The sequence below is a fragment of the Paenibacillus planticolens genome (assembly GCF_013141725.1).
In the GTDB taxonomy this organism is placed as follows: domain Bacteria; phylum Bacillota; class Bacilli; order Paenibacillales; family NBRC-103111; genus Paenibacillus_E; species Paenibacillus_E planticolens.
In genome coordinates this window covers 64,757-77,763 of sequence record NZ_WHNZ01000013.1, presented here as the reverse complement: position 1 = coordinate 77,763, position 13,007 = coordinate 64,757, and the positions used below count along the sequence as shown (strand labels likewise).

Genomic DNA, 13,007 nt, shown 5'->3' with positions numbered 1-13,007 from the left:
GTAGGGTTGTTTGGTGTTCTAGTCTCGGATGGGAGGAATGGAAAAGTTTATGCGTCGTCGTAATACTTCCGCCATGTTCGTTATTTCGAAAATAAGCGAAGATAGAACCTGTAAGGCATGAAGTAAGGTGGTAAGCGCCAGATGGCGTTTAATCATACATTGTTTCTTGTTCGGACGGTCGTAACGAGGCGGGGATATCGAGATATCCCGCAGTGCCGTACATGGTATGTTGCGGTATCCTGTACGATCGGATCGGTAAGAAACCACTATTTGGGGTTCGATTCCCCAATCGCATAATGAGCGATTCTGGTAGAATACTCGACTTCCCATCGAGCGATGAACAAATTAGACCTGTTAGCGGGAACCCTCATCCTGGCTTCAAGTAGGCACTGAGAAAGCAGCTCTGCAGCCTGTGGATACCGGTTCAGAGATAAAGTACTTTGCTGCATAATGGCAAGATGAGTGAGCGCGGGCTGAAATGGGGTTCGCCTCGCCATCAGAAAGTTTCGTACGCAGGTACCGATCCTCCAACCTTAAGCTTGGCTCCGCTTCTTGATCAGGAGGGTTTCCTAATAAAGGTCACAACACACGACAATAGTTCCATGAAATGAGGAGATAAATGATGTTTAAGAAAATTATCGTTAAAGCTGACGAACGAGGATTACTGTTTAAAAAAGGCAGTTATGTGAAGCACCTGCAGCCTGGTGTTTATCGACTCGCTCCATTTTCAGACGATGAAATCGTGTTGTTGAATGTTACTAAGCCATTTGCCGTACAGGGGAAGGATTTGAACTTATTTCTTCAGGATGAACGATTGCTTGAAGAGCTGACCGTTATCAATATTCAAGATCATGAGTATGTGCTTCATTATGAGGATGGAAAGTTCGTATCCCTTATGACAGTCGGTAAATACGCTTTCTGGAATGTGCTGAAACGTCATGATTTTACGCGAGTCGATATTCGCCAACCAGAGGTTGGTGCAGAAATAGATAGAGCCATATTTGCGAAAGTTGCAGGCTATCTTTATGTTTCCGAAGTGGCCAGTCACGAGACAGGGATGCTTTTTTATAACAACGTCATGCAGAAGGAGCTTGCCCCAGGAAAATATTATTTCTGGAAGGGGCCTGTGGTAGCATCGATAAAAACCGTGGATTTACGGCAGCAACAGTTGGATATGACCGGTCAGGAAATGATGACGGAGGACAAGGTAACGCTTCGCTTAAACTTCGTCTGCCAGTACAAGATTATTAATCCGCTGCGTGCACTGGAAATCAAAGCCTTCGAAGATCAGGTTTATATTCTATTGCAGCTTATTCTGCGTGAATACGTCGGGACATTGAAACTCGATGACCTTTTGCGGATGAAGCAAGAGATTGCGGCATTTGTACTGTCCCGTCTGAACGAAAAGAGTGAGGATTACGGGGTCAAATTCTTTTCTGCTGGGGTAAAGGATATTATTCTGCCTGGGGATATAAAAGAGATACTTAATACTGTGCTGCTGGCGGAAAAGAAAGCCCAAGCAAATTTGATTACCCGTCGTGAGGAAACGGCTTCTACTCGCAGTCTGCTGAACACAGCTAAGTTGATGGACGAGAATCAGACCCTATTCCGCTTGAAGGAGCTTGAGTTTCTCGAGAAAATTTGTGAGAAAATCGGGACGATCTCGCTCACGGGCAGAGACAATCTGCTGGAACAGTTGAATTCACTTCTTGGGGGAGCTAGATAATAGCGGGATGCGGGGAATGCGCTGCGCCGGTATCAATCACTAAATTGTTGATAGTCAAAGATCATCCTTTATAGCAAATGGTCATAGATGTTTGGAGTAGATTATAAGCATATTCAATCTGCATTTCGTCTACTCCTATATAATGGGTTATGCCTAATTTCAATGGTTATCTTCTCTTGACCGGTGTGGTAGACGATATTGTTGTCCCTGCACTAAAATAATTCTTTAGTTGCTTCATGTGGGTCTTGAATTGCTCTAACCAAAGCGACTTCATCAACGTACTGAACATTATTCTCTGTGTGGGAAGTCAGGATTTCAAGCAAAACATACTGATCAGGATAAATATTGCGAACTTCTTGCCATTGCATAGGACATACACCTCGCTCACAGTATTTCTTGCTAAAAGTATACCATATAAAACGAATAATAGAGCAGTCGTGATCTTCGGGAAGGCCAAGTTTTCAGGTCTTCTCTTTTTTGCTTTTATAGGCTCTATCCCGAAGAAACGAGCCCACAAGTCGAACGCCGCTTCGAGGAAGAACTTACCCTCTATGACTAGACTAATATCCTGAGTTTGTAAACTGGTGATATAATAAAAGACATCCGAAAGTATTAATAATTTTTAATCAAAGATTATATGTTGAGGGGGGAATATTAGATGGGATTTTCGTTTTCGGTAGTAACTGGTTTAATGCAACTGATTTCGTTACTTTTGGTAGTATTGTTAGTTGTTGCGTTGATAAGTGGCATTAGATACTTTGATTGGAAGAAGAAACACGATGTTGAAATGGGGAAGAAGCTTGATAAAGTAATTGAATTGCTTGGAAAAGATAAGTCGTGAATGAGATGGTTCGTCCAGCGAGAAGTACCAGAAACCCTAGAAGCTTAAATGCATCTAGGGTTTTATCATCGTTTATTTCACTTGAGTTGTCTATTCATCAACCTCAACCAAATCAACAATCTCCCGTATATCCTGAATCTCCAGAGCCTCCGCGATCCTCACAATATGGTTAAAATTAATATTCTCCCGTTTCCCATTTGCCAACTCACTTAACGCGGCATGCCTAACATCTGATAGCCTGGATAATTCGCGCAAGGAAATGTTGTGTTTATTTGTAAGTTCAGATATTTTAACGATTACCTTTTTTGCCATGGTCAGATCACCTTCCGAGTAATCAGTTTTAGTTGTTGACTATACGCAATAACGTACCATTTAATATTTTAAAATATGGTACGCGAATGCGTAATGACGCGAGGTGGTAATCTTGCAAGAAATCCAAACGAAATACGAAGAAGCCAGACATAGAGTTAACACTCTATGTCTTTTTCTAATAAATGTTTAACCTTTGATAACAAAATTTAAAAAAGGAACACAATTTTCTTGAATGGATAACAATTTTTAACAGATAGAAAACAGACAAACAGCCCTAATTGCCGTAACATGACAACCAGAAAGCATAATTTTCAGAAACTATCGAAGGTGAATAGGATGCGCAAGTGGTTCAAATACGCGTTAAAGCTCGGTTTTGTCATTGCGATTATAGCCGGTGTGCTCTTTTATTGGCTGCGTCCTGTTTTTATTAAAATAGAAAGCACGACGACTGCCGACGGCACACATGTGAAGTTTAGGACTAATGGAACGGGCATGGAGGAGTATGCCGATCAAGCCTGGAAGCCTTATTTCGCCAAAGGGGTAAATATGGGGGCGACCATCCCCGGACACTTTCCCGGTGAATTGGCCATTTCTGAGGATGATTATGAGCGATGGTTCAAAATGATCCAGGACATGGGGGCGAATGTCATCCGTATCTATACGATTATGATGCCCGAATTCTATGAAGCGTTGGTCAAATACAATAGGGCGCATCAGAATAATCCGCTGTTTTTTATTCAGGGCATATGGAGTCCCGAGGAACAGCTGATTGAAGGGCAGGATGCGTATGATCCCCAGGTTAAGCAGAAATTCGAGCAGGAAATTAAAGATGCGGTTGCGGCGGTTTATGGAAAAACGACACTGACACCCGAGCCGCATTCGGGAAAAGCTGGAGGTGTGTACAAATATAATGCAGGCCCTTATCTCATGAGTTGGATTGTCGGCACGGAGTGGGAGCCCAAAATGGTGAAGGGAACCGACGAGCTGCACGCGGATACCGCCGATTATGAAGGGAAACACTTCCGCAATAAACCGGGAGCGACGGCCTTTGAAAAGTGGCTGGCTTTGATGATGGATACTGCGGCGCAAACGGAAATCCAGTACGGCTGGCAGCATCCGATCGCATTCGCCAATTGGGTGACCACCGATCCGCTGAAGCATCCGGGAGAGCCGCTAGTTGAAGAGGATATGGTCAGCGCCGATCCTACCCATATTGCGGCGAGCGATTGGGAGGCGGGATATTTCGCCTCGTATCATGTGTATCCGTATTACCCGGATTTTTTTACATTTGATAGCACCTTTCAGACAATGACCAACAGTAAGGGACAAATCGACAGCTACACAACGTATTTGCATAAATTAAAAGAGGCTCACCCCGACATGCCGGTCATGGTCACCGAATACGGCGTGCCTGCTTCTGTGGGTGTAGCCCACTTGGGAACACTTGGCCGCAATCAAGGCGGTCATAACGAGAAGCAGCAGGGTGAGATTGATGCCGATTTACTGCAGGAAATTCATGGGGCCGGCTATGCGGGGGCGATTCTGTTCACGTGGCAGGATGAATGGTTCAAAAAGACGTGGAACACCCAACGCTATGATGAAGCGGATCGACGCGCGTACTGGTATAATACGCTGACTAATGAGTCCTTTTTCGGAGTATTAGGGATGTTCCCCAGCAAGGATAATAAGATTTCCATTGACGGAGACGCCTCGGATTGGGAGCGGCTTGGAGACGATAAGCAGCGGCTGGATATGCAGGTTCCCGGGTTTGAAGAGATCTGGGCCACGCATGACGAAGGCTATCTTTACCTGATGGCCAAGCTATCCGAACCCTTCGATCCATCCCGGCGAAGCGTATATCTTGGAGTGGATACGATAGCCGGAGGAAATCGTCATGCTCCACAGCTTCCTGGCGTCACATTGGATGAAGGATTGGAAACCCTTATTGAGCTGTCTGACGACAATAAAGGCCGCATGATGATCGCCTCCAATTATGATCTTCATGCTCGATTATATGAGCGTTCCGGATTGCCGGATATCGATCCGAAGGAAAAGCAGGACGATTCGGGGATTTTCAAACCATGGAAGCTGGCTGTGAATTATCTTCTGGAGCATCCGGATTCCCGGTTTGACCATCCGTTCGGCGATGTGGAGGTTGGGGGACTAGAGAGAGGCTATAGCGATCCGTCTCGCCCTGATTATAACTCCAAGGCGATGTGGCAGGTTCACGATCAGGTGCTCGAAATGCGTATTCCTTGGATGCTGCTTGGATTCAGCGATCCCAGTTCTCTGAGCGTAATCAACTACAACCAACCGAGCCGGAACAAATTCGAGGTGACTCAGGTGGAAGGAGTTCGCATCGTACCATGGATTGTACAGGACAATAAAGTGCTGGGCCGGGAAGATTCGGCGGAGCCGTATCCGGTATCCCGTCTGCCGAAGTACACATGGCAGCGATGGGAGGAGAAGGTCGATTATGTGGAACGACCCAAACAAAGCTACTCGATCATGAAAGAGGCTATGCAGAAGATTAACGGTCCCGTTACCGATAAATCGGGCAGCTGAAGCAGGAGAGGAGTTCATGAAGTGTATACAAATCTTAACGTAGCCATACAAGCGTTATATATCATTATTGCTTTTAATCTTGTTTGCATGGCATTCATTTATGCGATCAAGCTGAGAAATATCCAAAGGAGGAAGCTCTTCGACCGGTTTCAAACAAAGTTTAAGGATTACTTGACCTATGTTCAAGCCAATCTTGACGGTGTGGAGCCTTTAAGAGTCCCTCCATGGACGATGAACAAGGTGGAAATGGAGGCGATGCAGGAAAAGCTGAACGATATGATGGAGTGCTTCTCGGGCGAGCAGCGGCACAAGCTGATTCGGCTTTGCGAAGATCTTGGCTTGGTGCAGCATCATCTGGCAAGGTTCAATCACCGCTCTTATCCGGTGAAGCTGGATGCCGCCTATCATTTGGGGTGTATGAGGGTGAAGGAGGCGGTGCCGGCTTTGCTGGAACTGTTAAAGGAGCATCCGTTGAATTCCTCGCTGTTTGTTGTGGCCCGGGCTGTGGCCAAGTGCGCCCGCAATCAGCAGGACCTTGGAGCTATAGTCCAGCTCCTGCTCCGGCACAATAAGAAATGCTATGAGCTGATCGTCGATATCATGGCCGAGTCGGAGCTGGAGACGGTTTCCTTGTACACGAAATACGTGAACCATGAGAATCCGGCCTACATCCAAATCGGGCTGATAGGGATGCACGATTACACCGACCCGGCAGCTGCCTCGGCCGTTTTCCGGCTCATGGATTCCAAACATGAGGACATTCAATTAAAAGCGGTGGATGTGTATTTGAAAAGCTCCCGCCTGCTTCCAAAGAATGTGGTTAGCAAGCTGCTGAGCCATCCGAATCTGGACATTCGCAGATTGACGTTAGAGGCATTGGCGAACATTGGAAATACCGCTTACGTGGAAATGATGAAAACCAGTCTGGCAGACGCCGATCAGCGTGTGGTTTATGCGTGTGCCAAAGGTATGCTCAAAATGGGAGAAGAAGGCATGGTTACGCTTTGTGAGAGCGCAGCTGCGGCTCAAAGCACGGAACGCGGAGAATTCCTGCAGGGGCTGGTCGATGAGGAGCTTAAGCATCTCTCCATGCAGCTGCACCATTTGGACAAGCTCACGCAATATAACACATTGATGTACACCTATGACAAAATATTTCGCAAACATACACGAATTTATCGTGTCGTTTAGGAGGGAGGCGCATCCATGTGGGTTTTTGGTTATCAAGTAGTTACGGATTCATTCTTGGACCGGTTAAGAGAATTCCTATTATTTTACAGCTATGTTGCTCTATTTTATGTGGTTCTCGTAACACTGCTTTATTATTTCATATTCGGATTTTCGATCCGTCATATTTTCTCAATCAAGCGGGGTATCCAGTATAACCGGATGAATAAGCTATCCAGCTCCAGTCATCTCCCGCCGGTATCCTTATTGGTCCCCGCCTATAATGAGGAATTAACCATTATCGAGAACGCAAGGTCCTTGCTGGCTCTCAATTATGCGGAATATGAAGTGATCGTCGTTAACGATGGTTCGCAGGATAACACTTTGCAGCGCATGATCGACGAGTTTGAGATGGAACTCATTCATCCTGTGCTTTCAAGCCGCATTCGGACAGGGAGGGTCAGAGGGGTTTACCATAATCCCGAGTACCCCAATCTCTATTTAGTGGATAAGGAAAATGGGGGGAAGGCCGACTCTCTGAATGCGGGCATCAATCTTTCCCATTACCGGCTCATCTCAACCATTGATGCGGATTCTTTGCTGGAAAAGGATGCTTTAACGAGGATTGCCCGGGTCTATATGGAGAATCCCGAAGAAACGATCGCCGTCGGCGGCAACGTCCGCATCGTCAACAGCTGCACAGTAGAAGACGGTATAGTCAAGGATGTCCGGTTTCCCCGCAAGCTACTGCCGGCGCTGCAAAACGTCGAATATACGAAAGCTTTTCTGGGTGGAAGGATAGGCTGGAGCGTCGTTAATGGTCTCATTATCATCTCAGGTGCATTCGGGGTGTTTCAGAAAGATAAGGTGATTGCGGTCGGGGGATACCGGGGAGGCTATCCCGGCGAAGACATGAACATTGTGATCAAGCTTCACCGCTATTGTCTGGAAAATAAGATCCCTTATCGGGTAGCCTTTTGCCCGGATGCCGTTTGCTGGACGCAAGCCCCTGATTCCTATCGGATTTTGAGCAGCCAGCGCAAGCGCTGGGGGCGGGGAAATCTGAAAAATATGATTGAGGAAGGCATACATATGGTGCTGCGTCCGAAATATAAAATTTTTGGGCTGCTAACGCTTCCTTATAACATTGTCTTCGAAACGCTGAATCCATACTTCCGTCTTAGCGGTATGCTGGCTATTTTAGGGTACTGGATGCTGAACATGACGGATTGGAAGACTGTGGTCATCTTTTCTTTAGTGAATTTATTTTCCTGCTTTTCCTTAAGTTTGGGGGCCTTGTTTATTGAAGAGACTTCCTTCGGCCGTTATCCGAAACTCAGCGATTTAAACAAAATGATCTTATATTCCTTCTTGATGTTTGCAGGTTACCGGCAGATTGGCGTGTGGTGGAGGTTAAACGGACATATCCAGTTCCTGCGCAACAACAACTCATGGGGAACGATGGTCCGAACTAATTTTAATAAATAATAGAAAACAAGAGGAGTGGAGAAGATGGCGGTATTAGTTCATGATCCGATTCAAGAAGCAATTTTCCAGTTGGCCCGGCGAGTCCAGGTCTCATATGAAGAAGGTGCCTCATGCGGGATTATTCTGGCTCCGTGCTCAGCGGTCAACCAGAAGGTGTTGGAACAATTGCAGACCTTTATGAGCGGCTTTGAGCCGGAGATGCCTCTTCAATGCTTCTACTTGGACCCAAACGGCCTTCTCGGGGTCGTTCTGGCCGAGCAAAAGCTGATCGACACCCACTATGCATCGCTCGTTCTCAAAGAATTTGTGGAACGGCAGGGCTTGCTCCAGGGGCAAATGGTTGTCGCCAACTTCCCTGAAAGCGGAGAACTGACAGAACAGTCGCTATCGCAGCTGCTCCACACAGCACTTCAAGCGAAAGGGGTGAGCAGAGATATTCATTTGTTTATGAATCAAGGTGTTCAGCAGGGAATCTCGTCCATTCTGATCGCGGACCCCGACGAAGTGAGCAGAGAATTTGTCAAACTGCGGCTTGAGATTAACGGTTACAAGGTGGAAGAGGCCAGAGACGGAAGTGAAGCGCTCGAGAAATTCGAGAAAACGAGGCCAAATTTGGTGATCACGGAATTGAACTTACCGATTCTTGATGGCTATCAATTGATCGATAAGATCAAAAGGGACTATTCCAGTGAAGGAAAGGTGATTGTTCTTACGGATAAGCAGCTGCCGAAAAGTATGGACCGCGCCTTTGAATTGGGCGCATCCGATTATGTGACGAAGCCTTTCTCCATTTCGGAGTTGGAATGGCGGATCAAAAAACTAGGTTCCCGTCTGCGGTAGTAAACGAGAAATTAAAAAATGGAAGGGTGGAAGCATGATGAGTGTATATAACAATTTGAAAGTTAAATTCCTGGAAAAGACCGCTAAAGTCGGGGTGATCGGTCTCGGCTATGTGGGGCTGCCCCTATGCATGGAGATGGTAAAGGGCGGGTTTACGGTGTATGGCATTGATCTGGATTTCCGCAAGGTGCAGTCGCTTCAAAACGGCGAATCGTATATTCAAGACGTTCCGAGCGAGGAGGTATTGAAAGCGATCGAGTCCGGGCGATTTAATCCGACCGACGACTACCATACGGTTCAAAAGCTGGATGCGATTAGCATCTGCGTTCCGACTCCGCTGAGCGAGAATCAGGATCCGGATACCTCCTATATTAAGAGTGTTGTCCTGGAAATTAAGAAAAATCTAAAGCGCGGGGCTTTGATCGTTCTTGAGAGCACGACCTATCCGGGGACTACCGAGGAACTGATTCAGTATGAGCTGGAAGCGCAAGGACTGAAGGTGGGCAGGGATTTCTTCCTCTGCTTCTCACCCGAGCGTGTCGATCCGGGCAACCCGAACTTTAACACCTATAATACGCCGAAGGTGATCGGCGGCACGACCGAAGCGTGCATGGATCTTGGCGTTACCTTATACAGTCATGTGGTGAAAAATGTCGTTCCCGTATCCTCTCCGAAGGTGGCGGAGATGTCCAAGCTGCTGGAAAATACCTTCCGCAGTATTAACATTGCGTTCATTAATGAAATGGCCATGATGTGCGACAAAATGGACATCGACGTCTGGGAGGTCATTAAGGCGGCGTCGACAAAGCCGTTCGGCTTCATGCCTTTCCACCCGGGACCAGGCATCGGCGGTCACTGCATTCCGCTTGACCCGATGTATTTGTCGTGGAAGGCGAAAGAATTCCGTTTCTACAGCAAGTTTATCGAGCTGGCTCAGTCGATTAACGACAATATGCCGGAGTATGTCCGTTATAAAGCTTCGCAGGTGCTTAATATGTATGCGAAGTCCATCCGTAATTCGAAGGTTCTTATTCTGGGAATGGCGTATAAGCCGGACGTAGACGATCTCCGTGAATCACCGGGGCTTGAACTGTACGAGTTGCTGCTGGAAAGCGGAGCTCATGTGGATTATTATGACCCGCATGCTGGTTCCTTCCTGGATAAGCATGGACATATGGTCCCCTCTGTGGACTATGATCTGACTGCATTTGCCAAGTATGACTGTATGGTGCTGATCACGAATCACCGCAGCTTCAATAATATGGAGCTGGCGAAGTTGGGCGTGCCGATCATCGATACGCGCAATGCGTTTGCCGACATTCAGGCCGATAATATTTATAAGCTGGGTACTGGGATTCATAAACAAGAAGTGAAACTCGCGGTAGGGGTTTAATTTTAATCTCATCACAACATAGAGGGGAGAAACAACGATGTGTGGCATTGTAGGCTATATCGGACAACGAGATGTGCAGCCGATTCTGTTGAACGGATTAAGCAAGCTGGAGTATAGAGGGTATGATTCCGCTGGGATAGCGGTGCTTGAGCAGGACCAGATTAAGATTAGCAAGGTGGAGGGACGTCTGGCGAACTTATCGGGGCAGCTGAACAAGCAGCCCTTGAAGGGGTCGGCCGGCATCGGTCATACGCGCTGGGCAACGCATGGCAAGCCGTCGGACGCGAACTCACATCCTCATACGGATATGTCGGGCAAATTTACCGTCGTGCATAACGGCATCGTGGAAAACTATATGGAGCTGAAAAAAGAGCTTGAGCTGAAAGGAGTCACGTTTGCTTCCGAGACCGACACCGAGGTGATCGCGCATTTACTCGCCGAACATTACCAAGGCGATCTCGTGGCCGCTATGCGAATGGTGATCCGGAAGCTGCAGGGGGCCTATTCACTCGGTGTCATGACCGAGCATGAGCCGGATAAGCTTGTAGCGGTCAGACAGTCCAGTCCCCTTGTCATTGGCGCAGGTCTAGGCGAAAACTTCCTTGCTTCGGACATCTCAGCCTTAATTGAGCATACTCGCAAGGTGTATATATTGGAGGATGGCGATCTAGCGGTCATGACTCGTAACCGCATCTTCATCACGAAAGCCGAAACAGGGGAGCCGTCGGACCGTAAGCTGCTGCAAATCGATTGGAGCGCCGAGCAGGTGGAGAAAGGCCGGTTCGAACACTTCATGCTGAAGGAAATTCATGAACAGCCGTTAACGCTTAGAAATACGATGCTGGGACGCATCAATGACCAGGATGAAGTCAGCTTCCCGGAATTAGAGCATGGAGCGGGTGCGTTCAAAGACGTGGACAAAATCTTCATCGTCGCCTGCGGCACCGCCTACCATGCTGGACTCGTCGGCAGCACGATGATTGAGAAATTAACGCGAATCCCGGTCCAGCCTGATATCGCATCGGAGTTCAGGTACCGTGATCCGATTATAACGGATAGAACGCTGGTAATCGTCGTCAGCCAATCCGGTGAAACGGCGGATTCGCTTGCCGCCCTGCACGAAAGCAGGAGAAAAGGCGCTAAAATACTGGCCATCACCAATGTGCCGACCAGCTCTATTGCGCGGGATGCGGACTATGTGATTGCCACAAAAGCCGGTCCGGAAATTGCGGTGGCATCAACCAAAGCGTATACCGCTCAGCTGCTTGCTTTCTATTTGTTCAGCATCTATTTGGCGCAGGAAAGACAGACGCTGGATAAAGAGCTTCATACAGAGCTGGTTCAAGGATTAAAGGCACTTCCCGTTCAAGTGGAGAAGGTGCTGGAGAACGCCAACGAGGTGAAACTGTTTGCCGAATCGATCAAGGAAGCGGACAGCCTGTTTTTTATCGGAAGGGGACTGGACTACGCGATTGCTCTTGAGGGATCTCTCAAATTAAAGGAAATCTCTTATATTCACTCGGAAGCTTATGCGGCCGGAGAGCTGAAGCACGGCACATTGGCTCTGATCGAGAAGGGTACGCCGGTTATTGCGCTTGCCACACAGATGGATCTTTACGAAAAAACGGTCAGCAATATTAAAGAAGTGAAGGCTCGCGGGGCCCATGTCATGGGGATAACAGTTGAAGGCAATGTGGGTCTGCTTAATGCGGTGGATGAAATTTGCTTCATTCCTCCGTCGCTTCCGCTGCTGGCGCCTATTTTGGCGGTCGTGCCGCTGCAATTGATTTCCTATTACGCCTCTTTGGCCTTGGGCAACGATATTGATAAACCTCGCAATTTAGCCAAAAGCGTTACGGTCGAATAAACGATACTGGGGGGTGATCCACATGGAAGCTTTCGCTATTTTGTTAGCTGCGGGGAAAGGCACACGGATGAAGTCGGAGCTGCCCAAAGTGCTTCATCCCGTCGGTGGCATACCGATGGTCGGACATTTGGTCAAGGAGCTGGAAAGCATGCCCGTCAACCAGATTATGGTGGTCATCGGGCATAAGGGGGAGCTTGTAAAGAAGTATTTGGGAACGCGGACGATTTACGCCGAGCAGGCGGAACAGCTTGGAACAGCGCACGCCGTTCTTCAGTGCGAACCCCTGCTGAGAAATCGCTGCGGCTCGACGCTGGTGCTTACGGGGGACACGCCGCTCATCAGGCAATCCACCATCGAACGGCTGCTTGCTGCCCAGGGGGAGGGCTCGTGCTCCGGGGTGGTATTGACCGCGATGGTCCATGATCCGACCGGCTATGGCAGAATTATACGCGATCCTTTGAGCGGCGAGGTGATCGACATCGTGGAAGAGAAGGATGCGACGCCAGAGCAGAAACGGATTACCGAGATCAATACGGGGATATTCTGTTTTGATAATGAAAGTTTGTTTCGTGCGCTCCCCGGCATTGCCAATAACAATGCCCAGAACGAGTTCTACTTGACCGATATCGTGAAGGTGATGAGGCAGACGGGCATTTCCGGCGGCCCGAAGAGATTTGAAGCGATTGTCCTCGAGAACCCGGAAGAGGTTATGGGGATTAATACGCCGGAACAATTGGAAGAGGCGAATCGAGTCTTCTATGCACGAACGGGGATGTTTGCCTAATAAGTCATGGGGAGGAGATTCGAT

Annotated in this window: 12 protein-coding genes; 10 read left to right on the top strand and 2 right to left on the bottom strand. The window is 47.9% G+C overall.

Annotated elements, in window-relative coordinates; all coding sequences use genetic code 11:
* Positions 1 to 141 precede the first annotated feature (141 nt).
* On the top strand, positions 142 to 297 hold the full coding sequence (locus tag GC097_RS05350) for a hypothetical protein (RefSeq protein WP_171682320.1): 156 nt from the start codon (positions 142 to 144) through the stop codon (positions 295 to 297).
* 325 nt (positions 298 to 622) lie between these two features.
* Positions 623 to 1,726: a slipin family protein gene (locus tag GC097_RS05345; protein ID WP_171682319.1), complete on the top strand. Its 1,104-nt coding sequence runs from the start codon at positions 623 to 625 to the stop codon at positions 1,724 to 1,726.
* Positions 1,727 to 1,938: 212 nt separating this feature from the next.
* Here the strand turns inward: GC097_RS05345 and GC097_RS34090 are convergent, their stop codons facing one another.
* Complete coding sequence (locus GC097_RS34090) at positions 1,939 to 2,094, bottom strand: hypothetical protein (protein ID WP_246293970.1); 156 nt, start codon at positions 2,092 to 2,094, stop codon at positions 1,939 to 1,941.
* 290 nt (positions 2,095 to 2,384) lie between these two features.
* Between GC097_RS34090 and GC097_RS05335 the strand changes: the two genes are divergently transcribed.
* Entirely contained in the window at positions 2,385 to 2,567 is a 183-nt protein-coding gene (locus GC097_RS05335; protein WP_171682318.1) for a DUF4083 family protein, read from the top strand.
* 90 nt (positions 2,568 to 2,657) lie between these two features.
* Here the strand turns inward: GC097_RS05335 and GC097_RS05330 are convergent, their stop codons facing one another.
* Complete coding sequence (locus GC097_RS05330) at positions 2,658 to 2,879, bottom strand: helix-turn-helix domain-containing protein (RefSeq protein ID WP_171682317.1); 222 nt, start codon at positions 2,877 to 2,879, stop codon at positions 2,658 to 2,660.
* A 336-nt stretch (positions 2,880 to 3,215) separates the two neighbouring features.
* Between GC097_RS05330 and GC097_RS05325 the strand changes: the two genes are divergently transcribed.
* Genes GC097_RS05325 through GC097_RS05295 form a run of 7 tightly spaced genes read left to right on the top strand, consistent with a single transcriptional unit; the run spans position 3,216 to position 12,983 of the window.
* Positions 3,216 to 5,444: a hypothetical protein gene (locus GC097_RS05325; RefSeq protein WP_171682316.1), complete on the top strand. Its 2,229-nt coding sequence runs from the start codon at positions 3,216 to 3,218 to the stop codon at positions 5,442 to 5,444.
* A 21-nt stretch (positions 5,445 to 5,465) separates the two neighbouring features.
* Entirely contained in the window at positions 5,466 to 6,635 is a 1,170-nt protein-coding gene (locus tag GC097_RS05320; protein ID WP_171682315.1) for a HEAT repeat domain-containing protein, read from the top strand.
* 15 nt (positions 6,636 to 6,650) lie between these two features.
* Positions 6,651 to 8,099, top strand: a complete 1,449-nt coding sequence (locus GC097_RS05315) for a glycosyltransferase family 2 protein (protein ID WP_171682314.1) — start codon at positions 6,651 to 6,653, stop codon at positions 8,097 to 8,099.
* 24 nt (positions 8,100 to 8,123) lie between these two features.
* Positions 8,124 to 8,939, top strand: coding sequence for a response regulator transcription factor (locus tag GC097_RS05310; RefSeq protein WP_171682313.1), 816 nt, complete (start codon positions 8,124 to 8,126; stop codon positions 8,937 to 8,939).
* A gap of 37 nt (positions 8,940 to 8,976) precedes the next feature.
* On the top strand, positions 8,977 to 10,332 hold the full coding sequence (locus GC097_RS05305) for a nucleotide sugar dehydrogenase (RefSeq protein ID WP_171682312.1): 1,356 nt from the start codon (positions 8,977 to 8,979) through the stop codon (positions 10,330 to 10,332).
* 37 nt (positions 10,333 to 10,369) lie between these two features.
* Complete coding sequence (gene glmS, locus GC097_RS05300) at positions 10,370 to 12,199, top strand: glutamine--fructose-6-phosphate transaminase (isomerizing) (protein ID WP_171682311.1); 1,830 nt, start codon at positions 10,370 to 10,372, stop codon at positions 12,197 to 12,199.
* Positions 12,200 to 12,221: 22 nt separating this feature from the next.
* Complete coding sequence (locus tag GC097_RS05295; RefSeq protein WP_171682310.1) at positions 12,222 to 12,983, top strand: sugar phosphate nucleotidyltransferase; 762 nt, start codon at positions 12,222 to 12,224, stop codon at positions 12,981 to 12,983.
* The last annotated feature ends 24 nt before the right edge of the window (positions 12,984 to 13,007 follow it).